Source organism: Variovorax multivorans, assembly GCF_051216835.1.
Taxonomy (GTDB): domain Bacteria; phylum Pseudomonadota; class Gammaproteobacteria; order Burkholderiales; family Burkholderiaceae_C; genus Variovorax.
In genome coordinates, this window is sequence record NZ_JBPJZL010000008.1 from 248807 (window position 1) to 275195 (window position 26389).

The following is a 26389-nucleotide window of genomic DNA, read 5'->3' on the forward strand; positions in this document are numbered from 1 at the left end:
GCGTTCATGGGGGTGTGATTTCCAGTTCGAGGGTGAAAACTGTGCCACCGCCGGCCCGGTTGGCAAAGGACAGCCGGCCGCGATGGGCCTCGACGATGGTGCGGCAGATGTTCAGGCCCAGCCCCAGCCCGCCGGTCTTGGTGGTGAAGAAGGGCGCGAACACCTGCTCGGCCAGCGCGGCGTCGATGCCCGGCCCGCGGTCGGCCACGCGGATGTGCATGCGTCCTTCGAGCACTTCGGCCTCGATTTCGACGAGCCGCTGCTCCGGCGGCGTGGCCTGCATGGCGTGCAGGCTGTTGGACAGCAGGTTCAGCAGCACCTGTTCGAGCAGCACGCGGTCGCCGCGCACCTCGGGCAGCCCCGCCGGCATGCGAACCTCGGCGCGCGCCTGGCGCATGCGCATCTCGCCCTGCAGCAGCGCCAGCGCGTTGCTGACCAGCGCCGCCACCGCGCAGTCTTCGGTGCCGGCGGTGCGCTGGCGCACGAAGCCGCGAATGCGCCGCACGATCTCGGCGCTGCGCTGGGCCTGGGCCATGGTCTCGTCGAGGCTGCTGACCAGCAACTGCTGGTTGCCCTGCTCTGCAAAAGCCTTGGCGGCGCTCGCGAAATTGCTCAGCGCCATCAGCGGCTGGTTCAGCTCGTGGGCCAGCGTAGAGGCCATTTCGCCGAGGCTGGCCAGGCGCTGGGCGTGCTGCAGTTGCTCGTCGTTCTGGCGCTGGCGCAACTCGGCGCGCTTCTGCTCGGTGATGTCCACCACCGAGCTCATCCAGCCGCTGTGCTTGCCGTCGGCGTCGATCAGCGCGGCGGTGTAGACCATGGTGATCACCTCGTGCCCGTCGCGGTGCCGCAGGCGCGACTCGAAGCCCGCATGTGCGGGCTCGCCGCTCATCATGGCGTCGTAGTGGCGCCAGTGCAGTGTCACGTCGTCGGGGTGCCAGTAGGGGTAGGGCGGCAGCCGGCCGAGCAGTTCGTCGGCGCCGTAGCCCGTCATTTCGCAGAAGGCCAGGTTGACGTAGATGATGCGGCCGTCCAGGTCGCGCGCGCGCATGCCCACCAGCAGCGAATCTTCCATCGCCTTGCGGAAGGCGTGGGCCTCGTCGAGCTCGTGGGTGCGCTCGCGCACGCGCAGCTCCAGGTCGCGCCGCGCATCGCGCTGCTCGGCGAAGCGGCGTTCGCGCAGCTGCCAGTACAGGCCGCCCAGCAGCAGCAGGCCGGCGCACAGCAGACCCAGCATCCAGGTGCGCTCGCGCGCGCGGACGACTTCGGCATGGTCGGCCATCACCGTCAGCGTCCAGCCGAGATCGGGCAGCGGCTCGTCCACCGCCAGGAAGCGGCGCGGCTGGCCGCCGAGGTCGGTGCGCACGAGGTAGCCGGGCCCGCCTTCGTCGCGATCGACCTTCCACGGCAGCGCCGGAAAGTTCGTGCGCGCGCCGTACTGCTGGTCGCGCCGCATGCCTTCGATCTCGGCGGCGCCCAGGGCTCGCGTGGCCTGGTACATCCATGACTGCACCGAACTCAGGAACACGATGCCGCGCGCGTCGGTCAGCAAGATGGGGTCGCGCGCGAAGGTCCAGGCATCCTGCAACTGGCGCAGGCTGACCTTGACCGTTACCACGCCCAGCACCGCGCCGCCGTCCGGCCGCACCGGTGCCGAAATGAAGAGCCCCGGCTCGCCGGTCGTCTGGCCCACACCGTAGAACAGGCCATTGCGTCCCGCGCGGGCGTCGATGAAGTAGGGCCGGTTGGCATACGACTCGCCCACGAAGGTCTGCGGCGTCGCCCAGTTGCTGGCCGCCAGCGTCATGCCCTGCAGGTCGATCAGGTAGAGCGCATCGGAGCCCGCCTGGCGGTTCACTTCCTCGATGTAGCGGTTGGCGCGCTGCTTCACCGCCGCATCCTGGGGATGGGCCAGCGCGGCCAGAACGTCGGGATGCAGGCTTGCCGTGAACGGGAGGTAGCTGTACTTGCCGGCGGCATCGCGCAGGCCCAGCGCGTGGACTTCCATGGCGCGGCGGATCGAGTCGGCCTGGAAATTCGCTTCGCGGACTGCGGCCCATTGGGCTGCGAGGCCGATCAGCAGCAGGGCCAGTGCGAGGGCGGCCGCCCATGCGGCGATCGCGCGGTAGCGGCGGCGCGGGCGGGTTGGGGGTGGCGGAGGAGCGAGCGTGATTGGCGGCATGGGAGGCAGGGGCCGACCGGCGCGGCGAGCAGAATTTTGCCCTGATCGCTGGAAGGCCCCCAGATGCCGCTGACGCTTGGCTCAGGCAGCCACGGGCTGCACAGGCGCTGGAGCTCGTGCACGGGAAGCAGGCACCACGTCCAGCTGCTTCACCAGCACGCCCCACCGCACGCGCGCTGACACCACACTCTCTTCCTTCACATGCCCGAAGCCGCGAATCTGCTCGGGCAACCGCGCCAGCGACAGCGCGGTGTCGAAGTCGATGACGTCGAAGCGCGCCAGCAGGTCTTCGACCATCGCGCGGTAATCCTCGATCAGCCGCCGCTCCATGCGCCGTTCGGCGGTACGGCCAAACGGGTCGAGCGCCGTGCCGCGCAGGCCGCGCAACTTCGCGAGCAGGCGGAACGCACCCATCATCCAGGGCCCGAAGCTCGTCTTCACCGCACGGCCTTCGGCGTCGCGGCGGCCGAGCACCGGCGGGGCGAGGTGGAAGCGCAGCACCGGCTTGCCTTCGAACTGCTCGCTCAGCTTTTCCATGAAGCGCTTGTCGGTGTACAGCCGCGCGACCTCGTACTCGTCCTTGTAGGCCATGAGCTTGAAGAGGCCTGATGCGACGGCCTTCGCGAGCAGGGTGCTGCCGCGCTCGCGCTGTTCGACCACGCGCACGCGTTCCACCAGCTCGGCATAGCGCTGCGCATACGCCGCGTTCTGATACGACGTGAGGAACGCGGTGCGATCAGCCACCAGCGCCTCGAAGCTCTGCGGCCGCTGCAGCGCCACCACCTTCGAAGGCGCCGCTTCGCGCGTCACAGCCGCAAGATCCAGCGCCGCCTTGCGGCCCCAGCGGAAAGCCGACAGGTTCGCCTTCACGGCCACGCCGTTGATCTCGATGGCCTTGTCCAACGCCTCGGCGGACAGCGGAACAAAGCCTTTCTGAAACGCAAAGCCCAGCAGGAACAGGTTCGCCGCAATCGCATCGCCCATGAGCCGCGTCGCCAGTTGCGTCGCATCGATGAAGTCCGCACGCCCTTCGACCGATTCTTCGATCAGCGCGCGCACTTGCGCGGCCGGAAACTCCCAGTCGGGCTGCTGCGCGAAATGCCCCGTCGGCTGCTCAAAGGTGTTGACCAGCGCATAGGTGCGCCCTGGCCGCATGCGCGCGATGGCATCGGGCGCGCCGGCCGTGAGCATGTCGCAGCCCAGGATCAGGTCGGCCTCGCCGGTGGGAATGCGTTGCGCCTTCAGCTGCGCCGCATCGCGCGCGATGCGCACGTGCGACGTTACCGAGCCGTTCTTCTGCGACATGCCCGTCATGTCGAGCACGCTCACGCCCTTGCCTTCGAGGTGCGCCGCCATGCCGATCAACGCGCCGATGGTGATGACGCCCGTGCCACCGATGCCGGTGATCAGGATGTTGTGCATGCCTTCGAGTGCCAAAGGCGCAGGGTCGGGCAGGGAAGTCTCTTGCGCATCGGCCTTCGTTGCCACCGGAGCCTGCTTGCGCGGCTTCACGCCTTCCACCGTCACGAAGCTTGGGCAGAAGCCTTTGATGCACGACTCGTCGGCGTTGCACGCGCTCTGGTCCACGCTGCGCTTCAGGCCCAGGTCGGTCTGCTTGGGCAGCAGTGCGGTGCAGTTCGACTGCTCGCCGCAATCGCCGCAGCCTTCGCACACCGCGTCGTTGATGAACACGCGCCGCGCGGCCTGCGGAAACTCGCCCTTCTTGCGGCGGCGGCGCTTCTCGGCTGCGCACACCTGGTCGTAGATGAGTACCGACACGCCCTCGAACTCGCGCAGCTCGCGTTGCACCGTGTCCATGTCGTCACGGTGGTGCACGGTGAGCACGAAGCCGTCACGCTCCGGCGGCAGCACACTGCGGTCGGCCCAGCGCGTCGGGTCTTCGGCCACCAGCGCGAGGCGCTTCACGCCTTCGGCGGCCATCTGGTGTGCGATGCGCGGCACGGTGATGGGCCCGTCGACCGGCTGCCCGCCCGTCATTGCGACTGCGTCGTTGTAGAGGATCTTGTAGGTGATGCTCACGCCCGCCGCCACGGCCGCGCGGATCGCGAGTGAGCCCGAGTGGTAGTACGTGCCGTCGCCCAGGTTCGCGAACACGTGCTTGCGCTTCGAGAACCACGCCTGCCCCAGCCATGGCGCACCTTCGCCACCCATGTGCGTGGTCGTCTTGTTGTGCTCGGGGTAGATGGCCGTCGCCATCACGTGGCAGCCGATGCCGGCCAGCGCGAGGCTGCCTTCGGGCACCTTGGTCGAGGTGTTGTGCGGGCAGCCTGAGCAATACCAGGCCGGCCGCGAGGGCGTGGCCACGGCCTTGCCGAGCACCACGTCCTTCGCGTCAAGAATGGCGAGCCGCATGCGGATGCGGTCGCTGGTGTGAAAGCGCGCCACGCGCCCTGCGATCACGCGCGCGATCTGCGCCACCGAGAAGTCGGCCGTGGCCGGTAGCAGCCACTGGCCGCGTGGATGTGCGCCCCATTCGCCCTGTTCGTCGAACTTGCCGATCACGCGCGGGCGCACGTCTTCGCGCCAGTTGTAGAGATGCTCCTTGAGCTGGTACTCGACGATCTGGCGCTTTTCTTCGACGACCAGAATTTCTTCGAGGCCGTCGGCAAACTCGCGGATCGAGTCGGGCTCCAGCGGCCACGGCATCGACACCTTGAACAGGCGAATGCCGATGCGCGCGGCTTCGTCCGCATCGATGCCCAGTTCTTCCAGCGCTTCGAGCACGTCGCGGTACGACTTGCCCGAGGCCACGATGCCCAGCCGCGCCTTTGGCGAATCGATGGTCACGCGGTTCAGCCGGTTGGCGCGCGCGTAGGCGATGGCGGCGTAGATCTTGTAGTCCTGCATCAGCGCTTCCTGCTTGCGCGCCTGCACGCCGAGCGTGTCGGTCGACAGGCGCGCATGCACGCCGCCGGGCGGGAACACGAAGTCCGAAGGCAGCCGCGTATGCACGTCGAGCGCGCCGGCCGCTATGGAGCCCGACGATTCGACCGTGTCGGCCAGCGCCTTGAAGCCCACCGGCAGCCCCGCAAAGCGCGACATCGCGAAGCCGTGCAGGCCCAGCTCGATGTATTCCTCCACGCTCTGCGGGTAGAGCATCGGGATCATCGAGGCGGCGAACAGGTGGTCGCTCTGGTTGGGCAGCGTGGAAGAAGACGCGCCGTGGTCGTCGCCCGCCACCAGCAAAATGCCGCCGTTGGGCGAGGTGCCCGCGTGGCTCATGTGCTTGAACACGTCGCCGCAGCGGTCCACGCCAGGCGCCTTGCCGTACCACATGGCAAAGACGCCATCGACGGCGCTCTCTCCGGTCAGGTGCACCTGCTGCGTGCCCCAGACGGCGGTGGCGGCCAGCTCCTCGTTCACGCCGGGCAGAAACTTGACGGCGTTGGCTTCGAGCTGCGGCTGCGCCTTCCATAGCGCTTCGTCCAGGCCGCCGAGCGGCGAGCCGCGGTAGCCGGAGACAAAGCCTGCGGTGTTCAGCCCCGCCTTCTGGTCGCGCCATTTCTGTACGAGCATGAGGCGCACCAGCGCCTGGATGCCGCTGAGGTAGATCCGGCCTTCGGTGGCCGTGTATTTGTCGTCCAGCGCAACGCTGGCCAGTTCGTGGGATGCCATGACTGAAAAAGACTCCGGGTGGGACTCGTGGAAATGCGGGCGTGGCCCCGGTAGAGGGCCGGCTCGCGAGATGCCTTGCCGGGGTAGACGGCGAGGCAGCAACGATTCTTCCGCCTTGTCTCCTGAAAGTGCTTCTTCGTTTTGGCAAAGCGCAGCGCTTTACGGAAGATCTGTCTTTTGCGGGTGCGATCGACCGAAAGGATTTCGGCAGGCTCGAACCGTCCCGCTGGCCCGACAATGGCGGCCCCCGCAGCACGACGAGAACCCGATGAGACCCGACCTCGATTCGCTGGCGCTTTTCCTGCGCGCCATTGAGCACGGCAGCCTGTCGAAGGCCGCCGCCGAGAGCCACATGGTGCTGTCGGCCGCGAGCCGCCGCCTGTCCATTCTCGAAGGCCACCTGGGCGTTGCGCTGCTGAACCGCACCTCCAAGGGCGTGACGCCCACCGGCGCCGGCGAATCGCTGGCCATGCATGCGCGCCAGATCCTGCGCGACGTCGATCGCATGCGGGCCGACCTGTCCGACTACGCACAGGGCGCCACCGGCCGTGTGCGGCTGCATGCCAATGCCTCGGCCATGGGTCAGTTCTTGCCCGACGACGTGGCGAGCTTTCGCCAGCGCTACCCCGAGATCCGCGTGAGCGTGGAAGAGCACCGCAGCGTCTACATCGTGCAGGCCATTCGAGACCGGCAGGCCGATGTGGGCGTCATCACCAGCGAGGCGGCAGACCCCGCGCTCAACTTCATTCCCTATCGCACCGACCGGCTGGTGGCCATCGTGCGGCAGAAGCATCCGTGGCGCGGGCGCGAGGTGTCGTTCGAGGAACTGCTCGACTTCGATTTCGTGGGGCTGGAAGACGACTCGGCCATCTCCCGCACGATGGAAGACGCCGCCATGAGCGCGCGCAAGGTGCTGAAGCTGCGTGTGCGCGTGAAGAGCTTCGAGGCCGTGTGCCGGATGATCGAAGCGGGCATGGGCGTGGGCATCCTGCCCGAGGGGGCCGCGGTGACTTATCGCAAAGAGATGAAACTGCGGTTCATCAATCTCACCGATGCTTGGGCTTCACGACGGATGTATCTGTGCACGCGGCAGGAGGCGTTGAGTTTTCCGCAGCGTCGGCTTGTCGATCATTTGTTGGCGCGCGGGATGCCGTAGGGATCGGGATCGGGTTCATTCAGGGCGACGCTCACGCCGACGGGGTACCTTGCTCCGCGAATGTCCCCTGGCCTTCGGCCTCCTCCTTTATTTCGCTGCGCAAGGCACCCCATCGGCGTGATCGTTCAGAGCCGCTGCGGAAGCTGCATTTGTTGGCGGTCGCCGAGACTTCGTGCCGTATGGAACGGCTACTTCGCAGGGTTCTTCTCTAGAGTGGATGCCCCTGTCACTCGATACCCCAACAAGGGAAGAAGAAAGGCGCAACACACATAGCCACCGAAATTTTTGAAGGCTGCTTGCCTCGCGGCAGGTTGTCGGTGCGAAAGCAGCGATGCAAATGCGAGGTATCAAAAGGCGACGGCCAGGGTGTAGCGAGCACCCCAGCCGTCTAACCAAGTTCGTGCAACACCTTGGAAGGAACGCACAAAAATGGCTACCAAGACTATAGCCCGGCCCCGCACGCAGGTCGCTTCCGAAGACAACGCCCAAGACCCGGCGGATCTTCTCGAAAACACCCTCTCTCAACTCGAAGCTCTCCTGTGGGTCTGCCACGGGGAAGACATCGACTGGTGCAGCGGGGATGGGCCTCGACGATTGGACAACCTGCTCTGGCTTGCGGCTGAACTTGCTCGCAAGGCTGGGGAGCTGTTTCAGATGAGCGAGAAGGCGCGACGTGGGGCGCCCGAGACCGGCGGTTAGCGACTGGTCTGCGGGCTGCGGGTTTCGCAGCTCGCCTGAGGAACAGGTCCTTTGGGCTGTGATGGCTGAAGTCTTCGTGATGGTGGGAATTCGGTTCGGTTGAGGTTTATGGAGTAGGCCTCGGTGTCGGCTATGCACTCCACGCTGATCGTCAACAGTCGATACGAGCATCTGCTTTGCAGCGATTGCCGACATCCCTCGGCCTCGTGCGAATAGGTACTATCGGACAACAGGAGACGTTCGACCGCGCCGCAGAATTCGTAAGGAAGCGGACGTTTGCGGCGAGGAGAAGGCAATGTTTGAGTATCGAGTCACCAAGTACGACCCAGCCGTCCGACTGAATGGAGGAACCTACAACGAGTGGACCTCCTTCGGCGACGTTGGTGCCACCTTCGACGGAACAGTGCTGACCCGAGCGACGTACGAAAAGGTCGAGGCGGCGTACATCTCCGTCGCCACGGCATTCCTTCGAGAAGCGAACGTCGGTTCCTTGGTAGTTCGAGGGCTAGAGTACCGAAAGAAAGGGAAGCCGCCCTATGCGGAAGGAGGTTGCTTCACGGTGATGGATGTCGAGGCAATCATGGCCAAAGTGCTCCGCGAGGAGCTCTGGTGCAGGCTTGAGGGCGATAGAGGGTTCATCCACTTTGGGTGGGACTACTACATGTACATAGGGGTCGCACCAGCATGTCCTGAAGCGCAGGAGCTGGCGACGAAGGTTGGCCTGTTCGTCGAGGAAATGCGGTCGCCATACCATCCTGACGTCGAATAGCCGGAAAGTGGCCAAGGCCGAGTGGGGTCGCCAAGTGCCGCGGGGCGTCAGCTTGCACGTAAACGCAGGTGACACGGTTCGGCCAAAAGCCAACGTTCGTAGGTCCTTTAGACTTCGCGCGATAGCGGACATTGAACGGCCCACCTGCCCCCCACAACTACCTCCATGCGTTGCCCAAGATGTGAACAAGGCGAGATTGCCGCGATGGCAATCAGAAGCAGCGGCGCTGGGCTGTTCGTTTGCGAGGAGTGCGAGGCTACTTGGTTCGTCGAGTCCGAGATTGGGACGAAGCCCTTCGTGGACCTCGGTACCCATCTGCGAAGCTTGGGACTCGCACCAACCTGGGATGAGCTTGACGCCCGAACTCCATAGGCTCGACCCGGCCAATTGCGGACATTGCACTGATGACTTTTTTCAGACATCTTTTCCACAGCAGCCGCGAACCACTTCGCGGAGTACAAGAGCCTCTCCTGAAATTTGATGACTCGAAGTTCTGGCGTGTTTACACGCTCACCGCGGAGCTTGAGTCTGATCCGAGGCAAGTCGAACTGGCTCAAGCACTCACGTTGAATCCTGACAAGCCGCACATGGGTCTCAAGGGCACGTATGGATTGTTCGGCTCGCCCCAGTGGTGGGATAGCATCAACCGGCGGAAGATGCCGTTGCGCTTCATCTCAGGGACCATCGTCGAGGTCTATGAAGCAGGGCAAGACAGCAAGACCGGCCAGAACAACGAGATGGTGCTTGATCTGTCGCTCGGCGGGCGGGAGTCATTCGGCATCTATACGAATAACAAGAAGCAGGTGAAGTTGTTCAGCCTTGGTGTCACAGTCTTAATGGTTGATGCGCTCGATGAGTACAAGCGGGCAGAACATAACGGGCCTGAGTCTGGAATTACTCTCGAAGTTGTAATTGGCAAACCTGACTCGCACCGTACTGGTTGACCGCCCGCTTCGGCCCTTTGCACCGGCCACTGGGTTGGCTACAGTCGGCCGCTACCGGACGTTCCGGTCGACGTTCCACCTTGCATTGACTGCGAACCCGCTGCCCCATATGGCCTATGTCTTGCTCGCGCTGATGCTGTTGATTGCGGTGGCCGCCACCGCTGCACTGAAAAAAGCCTTGCGTCTGAAACTCATTGCGCGAGATAGGCCCAAGCACCTCGACCGGGCAAATGCTCAGTTCTCCCGCGTCGTGATTGCTTCCCGAGACCCACATTTCGCGCTGGACGTGTCAACGGCCGAAGTCATGAGCGACTCGGAAACCAGTGCGCCCAGGTACGGCGCTTACAGATTTACGCGCATCGTCCGAAATGAGTTCGGTGAGTACTTCATGCTGAAGTCCACCCCTGGCAGCGAGGCGTTTGTCAAGCACGTTTCGCAGGAAGCCGCACGGGTTATTCTTAAATCCCGCTACCTTCCCCCGGACCGCCCGTAGATTGCCTTGTATTCCAAAAGGCGACCTATTAAAGACGACCTTCGGCCAAGACCAGACATAGCCATGAGCAATCCCGCGCGTAGCTGGGGAGAGGTTTCAACTGAGCCCCTCACTCTTGAAGCTATTCAGCGCTTGTATGCTGACTCCTCGAAGTTCCGTGTGAGTCGCAATGCCTACGAAGTGGGAGCAAGATTTTCGGGTAGCCATAAAGCTGGCCGGGTGTACGTCCTTTCGGGAGCGTTCCGACTTCAGCAGTGCGGCTTCGCGACAGAACTTCACGCAGAGATGTTTTGCGACTTCCCCGCCGGCGCCTTCGAGTTCATTGTCACTGGTGATGAACCGGTCGAGTTAGTTAACGTCTGGAAGTTCACATTCGACGATACGGGTAAGCTGATCGGCACTGACTCGTTGGGCGATTAATCTACACGCGTTTCGGCGAGGGACCGTTTTCGGCAATGCCGGGCAGCAGCTTCGGACCCTCGCGCTGGCCGCGCGTGAAGCTACAGTCGACCAGGAGCAGACGGTCACCATCGGGTCAGAACTGCTTACCGCAATCCGACACCAATAGGGCTCCCAGCAGTCAACATGTAACCCAGAAGAGGCAACGCCATGAGATACACCAGAGTTGATTGGAAGCACGATGTTGCGGGTGACCCCTTGACAATCTTCACCGAGCTGGATGGGCAGTTGTGGGAGCAGCGAAAAATCGAAGTCTTTCGCGATGGAAAGCTCGGCTATGCGGACAACGACGAAGAATCTGGAGGCTCAATGCTCGGCATCGAGCCTTGGCCGAATCTGGAGACTTTGGGTCGCGAGCCTGAGTTCGAGATAGCGGATATTTCGAAGGAAGAATTTGAAGGCCGCTGGCTTCAGCGAAGGTAGCAGTCAAGCAGGCCGCCATCGGCCACAACCCGACTTTCACTTCCGCCCCCCATTTTGCGCATCCGATGACACTAAAGACGTTGAAACTTTCCTCAATCGAGAGCTACCTCGCCTGCGAGGATGATTCGCCCGAGGAACGAGATGCAGCGTTTCGAGAACGAGAAAATCTCTTGCGCCAGTTTCCTCGCTCCGTGATGCTTGAAATGGCCTTTCCGGAACTCGACTACGCGCATCGCTGGTGTTGGCAACGCTTTGGTCCAATGGATGGCGCGTGCACGCAAAAGTACTCTGAGTACAAGGCTTGCTCTGACGAAACTGAACACAGTCACACAGGGAAGTGGGCGTCACATTGGTTCGCGAAGACAGACTACGACTTCGGCTACAACGAGTTCTATTTTGTTGAGCAAGCAGACTGCGATCTCTTCCTCGCACATCTCTCAGACATTCACTGGGGAGAGCACTATCCGAAATAGCGACAGAAGAATGCTAGGAAAGCCGAGGCGAGAGCGGCCTCACCCTGTCATCGAGATGACGATCCCCGGCAAGTCGGTCCGCACCTCTCAAGTCAAACGTTGAGCAGCACGATAAGCACGCAACGTGACTTCGATTCGCACATGTAGTGAGCGACTGCTATCGGGCAAAGGCAAGGACTGCAGTGGGCCCTGTGCCGCCATAAACCCGGCCGCCACGGATATCTGCTTTCCAGTCTGAAGCGGGCATGGAATGCAGTCATGCCAATGTTGACCGTCGCTACGCCGGATCTCAGAGTTCACCTTGTCCAGCGCCCGTCGTTCGCGAATCCGCCGCAGCGGTCGAACCGCCAACGCCACAGCCGCGCTCATCGTGCGCAGGGCATCGGGTGCTCCCCGCAGCGAAATAAAGGAGGAGGGGCGCAGCCCCGGGGGACATTCGCGGAGGGGAGTACCCGGTGTCCTGTGCACGCGCCCTGAACAACGGCGGCGCACAGAACACAACAAGAAATCAGCGCAGCGCTTCGACCAGATCCAGCACCATCCGGTCAGGCCCGAATTTTTCGACGCCCTGAGTCAACAGCGCATCGACAGCCTGCGCAATGCCATGACTGGAAGAAGACTGCTCCGCCATGTCGTTGTAGTACCCCAGGTCCTTCTTGGCATTGGCCATCGAGAACTTCAGCGAATCGGTGCTGCCCGTCAGCAGCTTGGGCTTGACGCGTTCCAGCGCCACGCCGTTGCCGCCGCCCTTGGCAAGCACGTCGACAAACACATCGGGCTTCACGCCCGCGCGCTCCGCACAGGCAGCAGCCTCGCACAGCAGCGCCACGGTGCCCAGCGACACGAAGTTGTGCAGCAGCTTCATCGCATGGCCCGCACCGATACCGCCCACGTGCGTGATGTTCTCGGCAAAGCAACGCAGCAGCGGCAGGCACGAGGCCAGCACCTCGGCGTCGCCGCCCACCAGCAGGTTCAAGCGGCCTTCGGCGGCTTCCTTCGCGGTGCGGGTCATCGGCGCATCGATGAACTTGCCGCCCTTGGCGCTTACTGCGTCCGCCACCTTGGCGGTGGAGGCGGGAACGGCCGTCGAGCAGTCGATCACCACCGTGCCGGGGCGCAGGGCCGTCAGTGCACCCTTGTCGCCGAGCATCACTGCCTCGACCTGCGGCGTGCCGGTTACGCAGAGGATCAGCACGTCGACCTGCGCAGCGAGCGCGGCAACGTCCTTCACCGAAGTGGCGCCGGCCTTCAGCAGGCCGTCGATGGGCTGGTTGCCCGCGTGCTCCAGCACGGTGAGCTGGTGGCCGTGCTTGACGATGTTGCTGGCAATGCCGTGGCCCATCAGGCCGACGCCGACGAGGCCGACTTTGCGCGGCGTTTGCTGTTCAGTGGTTGTCATGTGTTGTCTTCATCCGTGCTTGATGGCGATGGTCTTGAGGGTCGTGAATCCGAGCAGGGCCTCGAAGCCCTTCTCGCGGCCGAAGCCGCTGGATTTCACGCCGCCGAAAGGCAGTTCTACACCACCCGCCGCACCGTAATTGTTGACGAAGACCTGGCCACAGTGCAGCTTGTGCGCCATGCGCAGCTGGCGCGCGCCGTCGCGGGTCCACACACCGGCCACCAAGCCGAAGTCCGTGCCGTTGGCCAGGCGCACTGCCTCGGCCTCATCGGCGAAGGGCATCACGACCAGCACCGGGCCGAAGATTTCGCGCTGCGCCAGTTCGCTGTCGTGCGGCACGTCGCGGAACAGCACGGCCTCCTGGTAGTAGCCGGTGGCCGATGCGTTGGGCGACACCGTGCCGCGCGCCGCCACCTTCAGGCCGCTGGCCTCGGCCGTCGAGACCATGTCGCGCACCTGGCGAAACTGCTTCTCGTTGATGAGCGGACCCATGTCCAGGTCTTCGGCGGGCGTGCCCGCGCGCACGGCCGTGAAGCGCTTCGCGAGCCGCTGCACCACCTCTTCGTAGACCGACTGCTCCACCAGCACGCGGCTGCCCGCCGAGCAGGTCTGGCCAGCGTTCTGGATGATGGCGTTGAGCAGCACCGGCTCGGCCGCGTCGAGGTCGGCGTCGGCGAACACGATCTGCGGCGACTTGCCGCCCAGCTCCAGCGTCACCGGGCAATGGCGCTCGGCGGCCGCCAGGCCCACGCTGCGGCCCGTCATGGTCGAGCCGGTGAACGAGATGTGGTCGATGCCCGGGTGCGCGCACAGCGCGGCGCCGGCTTCCTTGCCGTAGCCCGTCACCACGTTGAGCGCGCCGGCCGGAAAGCCCACTTCGGTCGCGATCTCGGCCAGGCGCAGCAGTGAGAGGCTCGCGTCTTCCGCCGGCTTCACCACGCAGGCGTTGCCCGCGGCGAGCGATGCGCCCACGCTGCGGCCCGCGATCTGCATCGGGTAGTTCCACGGAATGATGTGGCCCGTCACGCCATGTGGAATGCGCACTGTCAGCACGGTGTAGCCGCGCTCGTAGGGCAGGGTGTCGCCGTGCAGCTTGTCGCAGGCGCCGGCGTAGTACTCCATGTAGCGGGCCAGCGCGGTCGCGTCGTTGCGCGCCACGCGCAGCGCCTTGCCGGTGTCGCGGGCTTCGAGCTGGGCGAGTTCTTCGTGGTGCTGCATCACGGCGGCGCCCAGCTTGGCGAGCAGGCGGCCGCGCTCCAGCGCGGTCATCGCGCCCCAGGGGCCGTCGAAGTTCTCGCCCATGGCCTGGCGTGCGGCGCGCACGGCCGTGTTCACGTCGGCGGCCGTGCCGCGTGCGATCTGGCCGAATTTCTGGCCGTCGCTCGGGTCGATCACGTCGATGGTGGCGTTGCCTTCGGACGGCACATGGCGGCCGTCGATGTAGTGGGTTGCGCTCATTTGATTTGTCTCCTTGCGGCCAGTCACTTGGGTTCCGGCCAGGGTTTTTGTGCTTCGCGGATCTGTTCGAAAGCGCGGCTGAACTGCAGCACGCCCAGGTCGTCGAAACGGCGCCCGGCAATCTGCAGGCCGATGGGCAGGCCCTCGGCCGAGTAGCCGCAGTTGATTGAGGCAGCTGGCTGCTCCGACATGTTGTAGGGCACCGTGAAGCCGATGTGCTCCATCGACAGCAGCGGGTTGTTGGTCGGCGAGGCGTGGTCCGCGGGCGCGGGCATGTTGGGTGACACCGGCGAGATCACGAAGTCGTAGGCCTTGGTGGCGGCGATGGTGGCCGCGCGCGTGGCGATGAACTGGCTGTAGGCCTCGAAGATGTGCTCGCCGGAAAACCCCGCCGCGCTCTCGGCCCAGGCGCGGATGTACGGCAGGATCTTCGCGCGCTTCTCGGCGGGCATGGCCTGCGTGTCGATGAACGAGCGCATGCGCCAGAAGTGGTCCATGCCCTGCAGCATCTTCGGCGTCATGAAGGGCTTGATTTCTTCGACCAGCGCGCCGGCCGCTTCGATGCGCTTCGCCGCGCGACGCACCACCTCGGCGATCTGTGGATCGAGCGGCAGGCCGCAGCCCGCGTCCATGTGCAGCGCAACGCGCTTGCCCTTGATGAACGACGGGTCGACTTCGAAGGCCGTCCAGTCGATGCCCGGCGCCGGCAGTTCCGAATAGTCGCGGTCGTCGGGCTGCGCAACCGACGCCATCATCAGCGCCGAATCGGCCACGGTGCGCGTCATCGGACCGGCGCAGCGGCCCATGTAGGGCGTGCTCAGCGGAATGCGGCCGAAGCTGGGCTTGAGCGTGTAGATGCCGCACCAGCTGGCCGGCAGGCGCAGCGAGCCGCCGATGTCGGTGCCCACGTGCAGTGGGCCATAGCCTGCGGCAGCCGCCGCGCCCGCACCCGCGCTGGAGCCGCCCGGCGTGCGCGACAGGTCCCACGGGTTGCGCGAGAGTTCATGAAAGCTCGACAGGCCCGACGACAGCATGCCCAGGTCGGGCATGGTGGTCTTGGCGACCAGCACCGTGCCGTCTTCCTTCAGGCGGGCGGCGGGCGGGGAGTCTTGCGTCATCGGCACGAGGTCGTAGGCGGCGGTGCCCAGCGGCATCGGGTCGCCTTCGGTCGCGAGGTTGTCCTTGATGGTCACGGGCACGCCGTCGAGCGTGCCGCGCGGCGTGCCGGCCAGCCAGCGCGCCTCGGAGGCGCGGGCCTGTTCGAGCGCAAGCTCGGGGCGGAAGAGCCAGGTCGCGTGCAGCTCAGGCTCGTAGGCCGCGATGCGCTCGTTCACCGAGCGCGCCACTTCCACTGGCGAGAGTTCCTTGGCGGCGTAGGCCGCGTGCAGCTCCTGCACGCTCAGGGAGTACAGGGGCCTGGTCATCGCATCAGCTCCACGAAATTGCAGCCAGGTCGTTCACCACGATCGGCATGCTCGGCCACAGGCCCTTCACTTCCTTGCGTGCGATGGTCGGGAACACCGCCTGGTACAGGAAGCCGTTGACCGCATCGGTTGCCAGCTGGCGCTGCGCCTCGGCCAGCAGATCGGCGCGGCGCTTCTTGTTCTCTTCGTTCTGGATGCTGACGAACAGGTCGCGGAACTTCTTCGAGTCGTAGCCCCAGTAGTAGTCGGGCTCGGTGTACTTCACCAGGTCGAAGGGCTCCACGTGCGCGACCATGGTCAGGTCGAAGTCGTGCGCGCCGCCGAAGGTGCCGCTGAGCCACTGGGCCCACTCGACGTTCTGGATCTTCACGTTGATGCCGATCTGCGCGAGCTGCGCCGCGATCATCTCGCCACCCTGACGTGCATACGAAGGCGGCGGCAGCTGCAGGCGCAGTTCGAGCGGCGTCTTCACGCCGGCTTCGGCCAGCAGCTTCTTCGCCTTCTCGATGTCGAAGGGGTTCATTGCCGTGGTGTCGATGAAGCCCGGCGCGCCCAGGGCGTAATGGCTGCCGATGGGCCTGCCGAAGCCGTCTGCCGCGCCCTGGACGATGGCGTTGCGGTCGATGGCCGCGAGAATCGCGCGGCGCACGCGCACGTCGTCCAGCGGCTTCTTGCGGTTGTTGATGGTCAGGATCACCTTGCCGCGCGTGCCCACCTCGATCACCTGGAAGCGCGGGTTGCCCTTGAATTGGCTCACCGAGCGCGTGCCTGCGCGCGGGAAGATGTCGATGTCGTTCGACAGCAGCGCGGCGGTCTGCGCGGCCGTGTCCGACATGAAGCGGAAGACGAACTTCTCGGTCTTCGCAAGGCTCGGGTCGCGATAGGTCGGCGACTTCACCAGCGTGCACGAAGCGCCGCGCTGCCATGCGCTCAGCTTGTACGGGCCGGTGCCTACCGGCGCAGTGACGTTGGTCTCGGCGCTCTTGGGCTCGACGATGCAGGCGGTCGATTGCCCCAGCATGAACGGCAGGTCGGGGTTGGGCAGCGTGCTGTTCACGCCCACCATGTACTCGTCGAGCACCACGGTGCCGATTTCGCTGAAGAAGCGCTTGTCCTTGTTGGTGCTCTTGGCATTGCCCGCACGGTCGAACGAGAACTTCACCACCGACGCATTGAAGGGCTGGCCGTTCTCGAAGCGCACGCCCTTGCGCAGCCTGAAGACGAAGGTCTTCATGTCGGGCGACGACGTCCAGCTCTCGGCCAGCATCGGCGTGACCGAGCCGTCGGCGTTCACCTTGGTGAGCGTCTCGAAGATGTTGTACTGCGTGATCTCCGCGATGGCCGATGCGGCACCGCTCGTTGGGTCCAGTCCTGGCGGTTCGAGCGGCATGCCGATCGTCAGCGTGTTCTTGCCGGCCTGCGCGCGGGCCTGGGGCAGGAATACACCCGGGATTGCCGCGGCCATGGCGGAAGTCATGAGTGTGCGTCGCTTCAACATTCGATAGTTCCTGGAGGTGAGGGTGGAGGAAAAGAAAGCCTTGCCCGGCTAGCGGGACGGCGTGTGCAGAACGGCGGAAAGCAGGGTGCGCGTGTACTCGTGCTGGGCGTGCTGGAACAGGTCAGCCGGGCGGCCCCGTTCGACGATGCGGCCCTTGAAGACCACGCAGACTTCGTCGCACAGGTGGTTGACCACCGCGAGGTCGTGGCTGATGAGCAGGTAGCTGATGCCGAACTGCTGCTGCAGGTCTTGCATGAGGTTGAGCACCTGGGCCTGCACGGACACGTCGAGCGCACTCACCGGCTCATCGGCGACGATGAGCTTGGGGCGTGTGATGAGCGCGCGCGCAATCGCAATGCGCTGGCGCTGGCCGCCCGAGAACTCGTGCGGGTACTTGTCCATGTCGGTGGTGCGCAGGCCGACCGCTGCCAATGCTTCGGAAGCGCGTTCGCGCTGCACGGCGCGGCTGGTCTCGGCCAGCGCTTCGAGCGGCTCGGCGACGATGCGTGCGACCGTCTGGCGCGGATCGAGCGAACCGTACGGATCCTGGAACACCATCTGGAAATCGCGCCGCGCGGTGCGCAGTTCGGCCTTGGGCAGCGCATGCAGGTTGCGGCCTTCGAGCGAGACAGTGCCCGAGGTGGGTGTGTCGAGCGCCATCACGAGGCGCGCGATGGTCGACTTGCCCGAGCCCGATTCGCCGACGATGCCCACGCTCTTGCCGGCCTGCACCTCGAAGCTCACGCCGTTGAGCGCCTTCACGGTCGGCGGTGGGCCGAAGAGTTTTTCGCGCGGCAACGCGTAGTGGCGGTAGAGGTTGTTCACGGCCAGCAAGGGCTGGCCGGCGGTGGTGGGCTTGCTCATGCGGTGGCCGCCTTGGCATTCAACGCGGCGATTTCGCCCAGCCGCAGGCAGCGCACCGTGTGGTCGTTCGGCAGCATCGTGGCTTGGGGGCGTGTGCTCTGGCACAGGTCGATGGTGTGGGCGCAGCGGCCTGCGAAGGCGCAGCCCCGGGGCATGTCGACCAGCTCGGGCACGCTGCCGCGAATGGTCGGCAGGCGGCCGGCACGAACCGCGCCGATGGCGGGCCGCGCTGCGAACAGGCCGCGTGTGTAGGGGTGTGCGCGGCCGGCGAAGACCGTGTCGGTCGGCCCGCTTTCCACCGCGCTGCCGCCGTACATCACGAGCATGCGCTGCACGCTGTTGGCGATCACGCCGAGGTCGTGCGAGATCAGGATCAGCGCCATGCCCATTTCCTTGACCAGGCCCTGGATCAGGTCGAGCACCTGCTTCTGGATGGTCACGTCGAGCGCGGTGGTGGGCTCATCGGCAATCAGCAGGTCGGGCCCGCAGGCGAGTGCCATGGCGATGCCGATGCGCTGGCGCTGGCCGCCCGAGAACTGGTGCGGGTAGGCGTCGAGGCGCGAGGCTGCATCGGGAATGCCCACGCGGTCGAGCAGGCTCAATGCTTCCTTGCGTGCCTGTGCCTTCGTCAGCCCGCGATGCAGCTGCAGCGGCTCGCTGACCTGGCGCGCGATGGTGTGCACCGGGTTCAGTGCCGTCATCGGTTCCTGGAAGATCATGCCGATGCGGTTGCCGCGGATCTGGCACATCTGCTTTTCGGGCAGGCCGACGAGCTCCTGCCCGTCGAGCTTGATGCTGCCCCCGACCTTGGCGCTCGATGGCAGCAGGCCCATGAGCGACATCACGGTGATCGACTTGCCGCAGCCCGATTCGCCGACGATGCCCAGCGTTTCGCCGCGCTCCAGCGAGAAAGAAATGCCGCGCACGGCCTGCGCCGGCCCGCGCTGGGTCTGCAGGCCGATCTGGAGGTTGTTGACTTCGAGGAGGGGCATGGCGCTTACCGGGCTCTGGCGAGACGGGGGTCGAGCAAGTCGCGCAGCCCGTCGCCAAGGAGGTTCAGCCCCAGCACTGCGAGGGCGATCGCCATGCCGGGGAAGACGGCCAGCAGCGGCTGCTGGAACATGAGGGTCTGCGCTTCGCTGAGCATGCGGCCCCACGAGGGTTGCGGCGGCTGCGTACCCAGGCCGAGGTAAGAGAGGGCGGCCTCGGCCAGGATCGCGATGGCGAAGCGGATCGTGATCTGCACGATCAGCACGGCCGAGATGTTGGGCAGCACGTGCTGCATCGTGATCGCGAAGGGCCCCTTGCCGCAGGCACGCGCTGCGGCCACGTATTCGCGCGACCAGATCGCGTTAGCCGAGGCGCGCGTGATGCGCGCGAAGGTCGGGATGTTGTAGATGCCGATGGCCACGATGGCATTCACGATGCCCGCGCCGAACACTGCCGTCATCATGATGGCCGACAGGATCGCGGGGAAGGCCAGCGTGAAGTCTGAGAGGCGCATCACCGCTTCTTCGACCCAACCGCGTTTCGCGGCCGCGAGCAGGCCCAAGGCGGTGCCGACCACCAGGCCGATACCGACTGCGATCACGCCCACGAGGATGGATGCGCGCGCACCAACCAGCAACAACGAAGCCACGTCGCGACCGAACGCATCGGTGCCGAGCCAATGCGAGGCCGAAGGGGCCTGCATCTTGTTCGGCATGTCCATCGCATAGGGCGACCAGGGCGTCCACACGAAGGACACGAGGGCGGCCAGGAGCAGCAGGGCGGCCAGCACGCCGCCGATGACGAAGCTGCGGTGCTTCAGCGCGCGGCGCCAGAAGCCCGGCACCTTGAGCGCCGCGGCGCTTGGGCTTGGAATAGCAAGGGTGCTCATATGTCGCTGGCCTTGATGCGCGGATCGATCACGGCATACAGCACGTCGACCACGAAGTTCACGATGACCACCATGGCCGCAAGCAGCATCACGCAGTTGCGCACCACGATCAGGTCGCGGTTGCTGATGGCCTGGAAGATCAGCCGGCCCAGGCCCGGCAGGTAGAACACGTTCTCCACCACGATGGTGCCGGCCAGCAGCTCGGAGAACTGCATGCCCATCACGGTAATGACGGGGATCATGGCGTTGCGCAGCACGTGGGTCCACAACACCGCGCGCTGCGAGACGCCCTTGGCGCGCGCGGTGCGCACGAAGTCTTCGCGCATCACTTCGAGCACCGCCGAGCGCGTGATGCGCGCGAGGATCGCAGCCTGCACGACGGCCAGGGACAGTGCAGGCAGCAGCAGCGACTTGATGCCCGCGAAGATGCCTTCGCCCCATCCTTCGAAGCCGCCTGCGGAGAACCACTGCAGCTGCACCGAGAACACGAGGATCAGCAGGATGGCGAACCAGAAATTCGGAATGGCGATGCCGACCTGGGCCATGCCCATCAGGCCGACATCGCCGAGCTTGTTGTGGCGGGCCGCGGCCGTGACACCCACCAGCAGCGCAATCACGACGGTGAGTGCCATCGCCAGCATGGCGAGCGGCACGGTGAGCGCGAGGCGTTCGAGGATCAGGTCGAGCACCGGCGAGCTGTAGGCGTAGCTGTCGCCGAGGTGGCCGGTGAGCAGGCCACCGATCCAGTGCCAGTAGCGGGTCCATGCGGGCAAGTCGAGACCCAGTTTCGTTGCCAGTGCCGCGACGGCTTCGGGTGAGGCGTCTGGGCCCATGAGCATCTGCGCTGCATTGCCCGGAAGAATCTCCAGTACCAGGAACACGATGATCGATGCGCCCACCAGGGTGCCGATCAGCGTCAGCGTGCGTTTGAGCAGGAACAGGCCCATTTCAGTGAACTCGCTGTTCGTTGTGTTGCGGGATGCTCTTGTTCGGGGTGCGTGCGAATGACACCGGGTGCTCCCCTCCGCGAATGTCCCCCGCCTTCGGCTCCTCCTTTATTTCGCTGCGGGGAGCACCCGATGCCATTCGCACATGGACGCAGCGCTTGTGCCGGCCGATCAACCATTGCGTCCATCGATCACGTCGATGGTGTGCTCTGCGCAGCGAAATAAAGGAGGAGGCCGCAGGCCGGGGGACATTCGCGGAGCAGAGCACGCCGTCGGCGTGATCGCTCCCTGAACAAGAGCAGTGCGTCATGCCGAGATGCAACTCGCAATCGCGCGGCCCACGTCCACGGTGTTGGCGGTCCCGCCCATATCTCGAGTACGCGGACCTTCGCTCAGCACGGTCTCGATGGCCGAGATCACCGCAGCCGAAGCCTCTGCGTACACAGGGTCGTTGTTGCCCAGATGGTCGAGCATCAGCGCGGCCGACCAGATCTGGCCGATCGGGTTGGCGATGCCCTTGCCCGCGATGTCGGGCGCCGAACCGTGCACCGGCTCGAACAGAGAAGGGAATTTGCGTTCGGGGTTCAGGTTGGCCGAGGGCGCAATGCCGATGGTGCCGGTGCAGGCCGGGCCCAGGTCCGACAGGATGTCGCCGAACAGGTTGGATGCCACCACCACATCGAACCAGTCGGGGTGCTGCACGAAATGCGCGCACAGGATGTCGATGTGGTACTTGCTCGTCGCCACGTCGGGGTAGCGCGTGGCGATCTCGGCCAGGCGCTCGTCCCAGTAGGGCATGGTGATCGAGATGCCGTTCGACTTGGTGGCGGCCACCAGGTTCTTGCGCTTGCGGCGATTGGCGAGCTGGAACGCGTAGTCGATGATGCGGTCCACGCCGGTGCGGGTGAACACGGCCTCCTGGATCGCCATCTCGCGCGGCGTGCCTTCGAACAGGCGGCCACCCACCGAGGTGTACTCGCCCTCGGTGTTCTCGCGCACCACCAGAAAGTCGATGTCGCCGGGCTTGCGGTGCGCCAGCGGGCCGGGCACGCCGGGCATCAGGCGCACGGGGCGCAGATTCACGTACTGGTCGAAGTCGCGGCGGATCTTGATGAGCAGGCCCCACACCGCGATGTGGTCGGGCACTTTGTCGGGCGCACCCACCGCACCGAAATAGATCGCGTCGTGGCCCTGGATCTTGTCGGCCCAGTCGGCCGGCATCATCAGGCCCGTGCGCACATAGTGGTCGGAGCCCCAGTCGAAGTGGTCGTACGAAAAATCGATGCCGAAGCGGCGACCGACCGCATCGAGTACGCGCAACCCTTCGGGCATGACCTCGACGCCGATGCCGTCTCCGGGAATGACGGCAATCCTGTGCTTTTTCTGCATTGACTCAACCTGTTCCAAGTTCGTTTCGTTCGGTGCGCCAGCGCTCGTGACGCCGGGCTTGTCGAAAAATTCTAGAAGCGAGAACCGGGCCTGAAGAGGGGGTTGGCACTCAAATGGCATTGACAAAATCAGAAGGCAAAGCGGAATGCCTTCACAGGAGATTCCGAGAATTCCTTGTCATTAAATTGACTTTGACTTCAGAAAATTAGAAGGCGACAAGCATCCGCGACTGACCGCTTGCCGGCTCCGACAACCGGTTCATGAAGGTTTTCTGAAGCCCTCGGCGCGGGCGTACCGGATACTCCACGCGCTTGCGATGCGCTCCGCAGAGACCGCCGCCTGGAGGACCATGAATCTTTTGCCTGTCGCCATGACGGCGCTTGCCCGGCGCTGGAAACGGTGGTTGCAGCCCTCACTGCTGCGGCGCCTGCTGCTGGCGCAGACCGCGGTGGTCGTGCTGCTGTGGGGCGCCATCCTGGCGCTGTTCCTGTACGACTCCAACCGCGTGACGGATCTGGTGCGCTACGACAATATCTTCGATAGCGTCATCACGATTGCACAGAACCTCGCGGCCGACCCCGCCCGTCAGCAGGAGGCCCTGAGGGCCTTCGACATGGCGCTGCTCGAAACATCGGGTGACTTCAGTTCAGAGACGGACAAGGCGCCCGTCATGCAGGTGTGGCAGCGGGGGCGGCTCATCTTCAACTCCACGGCTGCCGCGCCGGTCATGCACACGGCAGCGCCGGGCCGGGTGGAGAACGTGCGCGTCGGCGAGCGCGTGTGGCGCGCGCGCATGATGACTTCGCCATCGCTCGACACCCGCGTGCTGCTGGCCGAGCCGAAGGTGCTGCGTTTCAGCTTCACTGTCGACCACCGCAGCTACTACTTGCTGCCGCTGGCCATCAGCCTGCCGTTTCTCGTCTTTCCGGCGTGGCTTTCGGTGCTGTTCGCGCTGCGTCCCTGGCGGCAGGTGACGCAAGAGACTGCCGAGCGCGGCCCGGCCGACCTGACGCCGCTGAGCTTCGAGCCGCGGCACAAGGAGCTGCAGCCGCTGGTGCGCAGCATCAACGACCTGCTGCGCAGCGTGCGCGACCGGGCATCGCGCGAGCGCGTGCTGATCGCCGATGCGGCGAATGAACTGCGCACGCCGCTCGATGCGATGCGCGTGAATGTGGAGGCGCTGAAGGAGCAGACCGCCGACGCAGGCCAGCGCGAGCTCATGGTCAACCTGCTGCGCAGCAACGACCGCGCCGCGCGGCTGGTGGGCCAGCTGCAGCAGTTGATGCGCAGCGACGAGATGCCGCAGGATGCCGTGCCCATGCTGCTTGCGTTCGATGCGCTGGTGCAGGAGCGCGTTCTGTTCGTGGAAGGCCTGGCCTGCGTGCGCGGTATCAGGCTGGACTTCGTGTCCGAAGGCGCGGTGCTGGTGTTCGGAGAGCGTGAGAGCCTGATCTCGATGGTGAGCAATCTCATCGAGAACGCCATCAAGTACAGCCCGGACGGCGGCACTGTCACCGTGCGCGTCGGGCACGAATCGGAATCGTCGAAAGCCGTGCTCCGCGTGACGGACCAGGGGCCTGGCATTCCACCGGAGCTGCGCGAACGTGTATTCGACCGCTTCTTTCGCAACCCGGACCAGACGCAGTCGGGCAGCGGACTGGGGTTGGCTATCGTTCGCTCGGTGCTGAACAAGCATGGCGGCCGGATCGAACTGGCGGCCGGTGAAGACGGGAGCGGCCTGTGCGCGACCGTGTGGCTTCCGTTGTCGACGGGCTGACAGGGCCTTGCGTCCCCCGTACCATGGCCCGATGCGAACACTCCAACTCCCCACCGGCGGCGAGATGCCGGTACTCGGCCTCGGCACCTGGCGCATGAGCGAAAACGCGGGGCATCGCGCGGCCGAAGTGAAGGCGGTGCGCGAGGCCATCGCGCTCGGCTACCGGCTCATCGACACCGCCGAGATGTACGGCGAAGGCGGCGCTGAAACCGTCCTGGGCCAGGCCATCGGCGAGGCCTTGCGCGCGAGCGACGTGCGGCGCGAAGAGCTCTTCATCGTCAGCAAGGTTTATCCGCACAACGCCAGCCGCCGTGGCACGCGCGATGCCTGCGAGCGCAGCCTGAAGCGGCTGGGGCTCGACGCCGTCGATCTCTACCTGCTGCACTGGCGCGGCAGCCATCCGCTGCGCGAGACGGTCGCGGCGATGCATTCGCTGGTGGCCGACGGGCGCATCGCCCACTGGGGCGTGAGCAACTTCGACACCGACGATATGGAGGAGCTGGCGCAGGCCGTCGGCGACGGCCCGGGTTGCGCGGCCAATCAGGTGTACCTGTCGCTCGGCGAGCGCGGCCCGGAGTTCAGCCTGCTGCCGTGGCAGCGCGAACGTGGCATGCCGCTGATGGCCTACAGCCCGATCGATCAGGGCGCGCTGGCCGAAGACGATGGGCTGGGCGAATTGGCCGAGCGGCTCGGCGTGACGGCCGCGCAACTGGCACTGGCCGCGGTGATCGCGCGGCCCGGCGTGGCGGCGATCCCGAAGGCGGTGCGCAGCACGCACCTGAAGGAGAACCTGGCCGCCGCAGAGCTGAAGCTCGATGCGGCGACTCTCGAAGAGCTCGACCGGTTGCATCCACCGCCGCGGCGCAAGGGGCCGCTGGCGATGATCTAGCAAAGGCTCAGTGGGCTTCGGCCTGCTTGGCCGCAGCGATCACGGCCTGCTCGTCGTGCTTCGCACCATTGAGGAACAGGTTCAGCAGCACCGCCGCGATAGACGCCAGCAAGATGCCTGACTCGATCAGCGAGTGAATGGCATGCGGCATCCATTGCTTGAAGTTGGGCGCGATCAACGGAATCATGCCGATGCCGATCGACACCGCGACGATCATCGCGTTGTGGCGATTAGTCTTGAAGTCCACGCCCGACAAAATGCGGATGCCGGTGGCCGCCACCATGCCGAACATCACGAGGCCCGCACCGCCGAGCACCACCGTGGGCAGCGACTCGACCAGCGCGGCCATCTTCGGCAGCAGGCCCAGCACGATCAGGATCGCGCCGCCGGCCACGCACACATAGCGGCTCTTGATGCCGGTGACGGCCACGAGGCCCACGTTCTGCGAGAAGCTGGTGTACGGGAAGGTGTTGAAGATGCCGCCGATCAGCGTGCCCAGGCCGTCGGTGCGCAGGCCGCGGGCCAGGTCCTTCTGGCTGATCTTGCGGTCGGTCATCTCACCCAGCGCGAGGAACATGCCGGTCGATTCGATCATCACCACGATCATGATGAGCGTCATCGTCAAGATCAGGATCGGGTCGAACTGCGGCATGCCGAAGTGAAAGGGCAGCACGATGTCGACCCACGCGGCCTTGCCCACCTTCTCGTAGGTCATGAGCCCGGTGATCGAGGCCACCACGGCGCCAATCACGATGCCGAGCAGCACCGAGATGTTGGCGATGAAGCCCTTCGCGTACTTGACGATCAGCAGGATCGACACCAGCACCAGCGCAGCCACGCCGAAGCCCGACAGGTCTGCGTACTTGGGGTTGGGCACGGTGGGCATGATCGCGAAGCCCTTGGGCACGGCGGGAATGGAGCTGCCCGGCGAAGTCACTTCGGCCAGCCACTTCGCATAGACCGGATCGACCAGCGCGGGCGCCGTCGGGCCCACGGGGTTGCCGAAGATCCAGTTGATGCCCACGCGCATCAGGCTGATGCCGATGACCGCGATGATGGTGCCGGTGACCACCGGCGGAAAGAAGCGCAGCATTCGGCTCACCAGCGGCGCGATCAGTATCGACACCACACCCGCGCCGATGATGGCGCCGAAGAGCAGCTGCGCACCGTTCTGCCCCGGGTTGGCATTGGCGATGGCGACCATCGGCGCGACCGACGCGAAGGTTACGCCCATCATCACGGGCAGCTTGATGCCGAAGAACTGCGTGGCGCCCAGCGCCTGGATCAGCGTGGCGATGCCGCAGCAGAAGAGGTCGGCCGAGATCAGCAGCGCGACCTCGTCTGGCGTGAGCTTGAGCGCGCGCCCGACGATCAGCGGCACCGCGACGGCGCCCGCATACATCACCAGCACGTGCTGCAGGCCAAGGGCCGCGAGCTTGCCCGAAGGCAGGCGCTGGTCCACGGGATGGACTGTTGAGAGAGAACTGTCGGCCGTCATCGTTGGGCTCCTGCTGCGGCGAGAAGGAAGGTGGGCGACACGGCTTGGCATGCGCACACCCCGTTTTGTGTACGCCAAACTGTATACAACTTATGCAACAATCCAGACTCTGGAAAACCCGCATCCGCGGAGGGGG

The 26389-nt window shown here is 65.2% G+C and carries 22 protein-coding genes; 10 read left to right on the forward strand and 12 right to left on the reverse strand.

From position 1 onward, the window contains the following. Window positions 1–4: 4 nt before the first annotated feature. Window positions 5–2179, reverse strand: coding sequence for a sensor histidine kinase (locus tag ACSFCA_RS22780; protein ID WP_435461284.1), 2175 nt, complete (start codon window positions 2177–2179; stop codon window positions 5–7). Between the two features lie 81 nt (window positions 2180–2260). Next, window positions 2261–5815, reverse strand: coding sequence for an indolepyruvate ferredoxin oxidoreductase family protein (locus ACSFCA_RS22785; RefSeq protein ID WP_435461285.1), 3555 nt, complete (start codon window positions 5813–5815; stop codon window positions 2261–2263). A gap of 268 nt (window positions 5816–6083) precedes the next feature. On the opposite strand from ACSFCA_RS22785, the gene ACSFCA_RS22790 reads away from it, so the two are divergent. The 8 genes from ACSFCA_RS22790 to ACSFCA_RS22825 all read left to right on the forward strand — a co-directional run bounded on the left by ACSFCA_RS22790 (window position 6084) and on the right by ACSFCA_RS22825 (window position 11231). Beyond that, complete coding sequence (locus tag ACSFCA_RS22790) at window positions 6084–6971, forward strand: LysR family transcriptional regulator (protein ID WP_093058171.1); 888 nt, start codon at window positions 6084–6086, stop codon at window positions 6969–6971. A 429-nt stretch (window positions 6972–7400) separates the two neighbouring features. Further along, window positions 7401–7670, forward strand: a complete 270-nt coding sequence (locus ACSFCA_RS22795; protein ID WP_435461286.1) for a hypothetical protein — start codon at window positions 7401–7403, stop codon at window positions 7668–7670. Between the two features lie 295 nt (window positions 7671–7965). Next, window positions 7966–8439 (forward strand): hypothetical protein, encoded by a 474-nt coding sequence (locus tag ACSFCA_RS22800; protein WP_435461287.1) that lies wholly within the window; start codon window positions 7966–7968, stop codon window positions 8437–8439. 404 nt (window positions 8440–8843) lie between these two features. Next, window positions 8844–9383, forward strand: coding sequence for a hypothetical protein (locus tag ACSFCA_RS22805; RefSeq protein ID WP_435461288.1), 540 nt, complete (start codon window positions 8844–8846; stop codon window positions 9381–9383). 109 nt (window positions 9384–9492) lie between these two features. Then, on the forward strand, window positions 9493–9876 hold the full coding sequence (locus tag ACSFCA_RS22810; protein WP_435461289.1) for a hypothetical protein: 384 nt from the start codon (window positions 9493–9495) through the stop codon (window positions 9874–9876). A gap of 63 nt (window positions 9877–9939) precedes the next feature. Further along, the gene (locus ACSFCA_RS22815) at window positions 9940–10296 is read left to right on the forward strand and encodes a hypothetical protein (RefSeq protein ID WP_435461290.1); all 357 of its coding nucleotides are present in this window, start codon (window positions 9940–9942) and stop codon (window positions 10294–10296) included. Between the two features lie 189 nt (window positions 10297–10485). After that, window positions 10486–10758 carry a DUF6881 domain-containing protein gene (locus tag ACSFCA_RS22820; protein ID WP_435461291.1) on the forward strand — a complete coding sequence of 91 codons (273 nt, stop codon included), beginning with the start codon at window positions 10486–10488 and terminating at the stop codon, window positions 10756–10758. 65 nt (window positions 10759–10823) lie between these two features. Then, entirely contained in the window at window positions 10824–11231 is a 408-nt protein-coding gene (locus tag ACSFCA_RS22825; RefSeq protein WP_435477448.1) for a hypothetical protein, read from the forward strand. Between the two features lie 508 nt (window positions 11232–11739). Here the strand turns inward: ACSFCA_RS22825 and ACSFCA_RS22830 are convergent. The 9 genes from ACSFCA_RS22830 to ACSFCA_RS22870 all read right to left on the reverse strand — a co-directional run bounded on the left by ACSFCA_RS22830 (window position 11740) and on the right by ACSFCA_RS22870 (window position 22089). Then, window positions 11740–12630, reverse strand: coding sequence for an NAD(P)-dependent oxidoreductase (locus ACSFCA_RS22830; RefSeq protein WP_435461294.1), 891 nt, complete (start codon window positions 12628–12630; stop codon window positions 11740–11742). A gap of 9 nt (window positions 12631–12639) precedes the next feature. Further along, the gene (locus tag ACSFCA_RS22835; protein WP_435461295.1) at window positions 12640–14088 is read right to left on the reverse strand and encodes an aldehyde dehydrogenase family protein; all 1449 of its coding nucleotides are present in this window, start codon (window positions 14086–14088) and stop codon (window positions 12640–12642) included. Between the two features lie 23 nt (window positions 14089–14111). After that, window positions 14112–15512: an amidase gene (locus tag ACSFCA_RS22840; RefSeq protein ID WP_435461296.1), complete on the reverse strand. Its 1401-nt coding sequence runs from the start codon at window positions 15510–15512 to the stop codon at window positions 14112–14114. A gap of 4 nt (window positions 15513–15516) precedes the next feature. Beyond that, a complete protein-coding gene (locus tag ACSFCA_RS22845) occupies window positions 15517–17010 on the reverse strand; it encodes an ABC transporter substrate-binding protein (RefSeq protein WP_435461297.1) in 1494 nt (497 codons plus the stop codon). A 48-nt stretch (window positions 17011–17058) separates the two neighbouring features. Next, a complete protein-coding gene (locus ACSFCA_RS22850; protein WP_258353540.1) occupies window positions 17059–17874 on the reverse strand; it encodes an ATP-binding cassette domain-containing protein in 816 nt (271 codons plus the stop codon). Next, entirely contained in the window at window positions 17871–18866 is a 996-nt protein-coding gene (locus ACSFCA_RS22855) for an ABC transporter ATP-binding protein (protein ID WP_258353541.1), read from the reverse strand. The genes ACSFCA_RS22850 and ACSFCA_RS22855 overlap by 4 nt, the downstream gene beginning before the upstream one ends. Window positions 18867–18871: 5 nt before the next feature. Further along, entirely contained in the window at window positions 18872–19753 is an 882-nt protein-coding gene (locus ACSFCA_RS22860) for an ABC transporter permease (protein ID WP_258353542.1), read from the reverse strand. After that, window positions 19750–20700, reverse strand: coding sequence for an ABC transporter permease (locus tag ACSFCA_RS22865; protein ID WP_435461298.1), 951 nt, complete (start codon window positions 20698–20700; stop codon window positions 19750–19752). The genes ACSFCA_RS22860 and ACSFCA_RS22865 overlap by 4 nt, the downstream gene beginning before the upstream one ends. Before the next feature lie 306 nt (window positions 20701–21006). Further along, window positions 21007–22089, reverse strand: a complete 1083-nt coding sequence (locus ACSFCA_RS22870; protein WP_093179671.1) for a tartrate dehydrogenase — start codon at window positions 22087–22089, stop codon at window positions 21007–21009. A 349-nt stretch (window positions 22090–22438) separates the two neighbouring features. Here ACSFCA_RS22870 and ACSFCA_RS22875 point away from each other — a divergent pair, with 349 nt between their 5' ends. Together ACSFCA_RS22875 and ACSFCA_RS22880 are read left to right on the forward strand one after the other, a co-directional pair. Beyond that, window positions 22439–23866 carry a sensor histidine kinase gene (locus tag ACSFCA_RS22875; protein WP_435461299.1) on the forward strand — a complete coding sequence of 476 codons (1428 nt, stop codon included), beginning with the start codon at window positions 22439–22441 and terminating at the stop codon, window positions 23864–23866. Window positions 23867–23897: 31 nt separating this feature from the next. Next, window positions 23898–24755, forward strand: coding sequence for an aldo/keto reductase (locus ACSFCA_RS22880; protein ID WP_435461300.1), 858 nt, complete (start codon window positions 23898–23900; stop codon window positions 24753–24755). Window positions 24756–24762: 7 nt separating this feature from the next. Here ACSFCA_RS22880 and ACSFCA_RS22885 read toward each other — a convergent pair whose 3' ends face one another. After that, on the reverse strand, window positions 24763–26253 hold the full coding sequence (locus tag ACSFCA_RS22885; protein ID WP_093179676.1) for a nucleobase:cation symporter-2 family protein: 1491 nt from the start codon (window positions 26251–26253) through the stop codon (window positions 24763–24765). Window positions 26254–26389 lie beyond the last annotated feature (136 nt).

Bases quoted from the DNA above. Each gene is read 5' to 3' on its own strand.
- ACSFCA_RS22845 (WP_435461297.1), bottom strand. From the start codon at position 17,010: ATGTTGAAGCGACGCACACTCATGACTTCCGCCATGGCCGCGGCAATC.
- ACSFCA_RS22880 (WP_435461300.1), top strand. From the start codon at position 23,898: ATGCGAACACTCCAACTCCCCACCGGCGGCGAGATGCCGGTACTCGGC.
- ACSFCA_RS22805 (WP_435461288.1), top strand. From the start codon at position 8,844: ATGACTTTTTTCAGACATCTTTTCCACAGCAGCCGCGAACCACTTCGC.
- ACSFCA_RS22860 (WP_258353542.1), bottom strand. From the start codon at position 19,753: ATGAGCACCCTTGCTATTCCAAGCCCAAGCGCCGCGGCGCTCAAGGTG.
- ACSFCA_RS22785 (WP_435461285.1), bottom strand. From the start codon at position 5,815: ATGGCATCCCACGAACTGGCCAGCGTTGCGCTGGACGACAAATACACG.
- ACSFCA_RS22815 (WP_435461290.1), top strand. From the start codon at position 9,940: ATGAGCAATCCCGCGCGTAGCTGGGGAGAGGTTTCAACTGAGCCCCTC.
- ACSFCA_RS22820 (WP_435461291.1), top strand. From the start codon at position 10,486: ATGAGATACACCAGAGTTGATTGGAAGCACGATGTTGCGGGTGACCCC.
- ACSFCA_RS22795 (WP_435461286.1), top strand. From the start codon at position 7,401: ATGGCTACCAAGACTATAGCCCGGCCCCGCACGCAGGTCGCTTCCGAA.
- ACSFCA_RS22855 (WP_258353541.1), bottom strand. From the start codon at position 18,866: ATGCCCCTCCTCGAAGTCAACAACCTCCAGATCGGCCTGCAGACCCAG.
- ACSFCA_RS22850 (WP_258353540.1), bottom strand. From the start codon at position 17,874: ATGAGCAAGCCCACCACCGCCGGCCAGCCCTTGCTGGCCGTGAACAAC.
- ACSFCA_RS22875 (WP_435461299.1), top strand. From the start codon at position 22,439: ATGAATCTTTTGCCTGTCGCCATGACGGCGCTTGCCCGGCGCTGGAAA.
- ACSFCA_RS22885 (WP_093179676.1), bottom strand. From the start codon at position 26,253: ATGACGGCCGACAGTTCTCTCTCAACAGTCCATCCCGTGGACCAGCGC.
- ACSFCA_RS22825 (WP_435477448.1), top strand. From the start codon at position 10,824: ATGACACTAAAGACGTTGAAACTTTCCTCAATCGAGAGCTACCTCGCC.
- ACSFCA_RS22800 (WP_435461287.1), top strand. From the start codon at position 7,966: ATGTTTGAGTATCGAGTCACCAAGTACGACCCAGCCGTCCGACTGAAT.
- ACSFCA_RS22830 (WP_435461294.1), bottom strand. From the start codon at position 12,630: ATGACAACCACTGAACAGCAAACGCCGCGCAAAGTCGGCCTCGTCGGC.
- ACSFCA_RS22780 (WP_435461284.1), bottom strand. From the start codon at position 2,179: ATGCCGCCAATCACGCTCGCTCCTCCGCCACCCCCAACCCGCCCGCGC.
- ACSFCA_RS22870 (WP_093179671.1), bottom strand. From the start codon at position 22,089: ATGCAGAAAAAGCACAGGATTGCCGTCATTCCCGGAGACGGCATCGGC.
- ACSFCA_RS22790 (WP_093058171.1), top strand. From the start codon at position 6,084: ATGAGACCCGACCTCGATTCGCTGGCGCTTTTCCTGCGCGCCATTGAG.
- ACSFCA_RS22810 (WP_435461289.1), top strand. From the start codon at position 9,493: ATGGCCTATGTCTTGCTCGCGCTGATGCTGTTGATTGCGGTGGCCGCC.
- ACSFCA_RS22865 (WP_435461298.1), bottom strand. From the start codon at position 20,700: ATGGGCCTGTTCCTGCTCAAACGCACGCTGACGCTGATCGGCACCCTG.
- ACSFCA_RS22840 (WP_435461296.1), bottom strand. From the start codon at position 15,512: ATGACCAGGCCCCTGTACTCCCTGAGCGTGCAGGAGCTGCACGCGGCC.
- ACSFCA_RS22835 (WP_435461295.1), bottom strand. From the start codon at position 14,088: ATGAGCGCAACCCACTACATCGACGGCCGCCATGTGCCGTCCGAAGGC.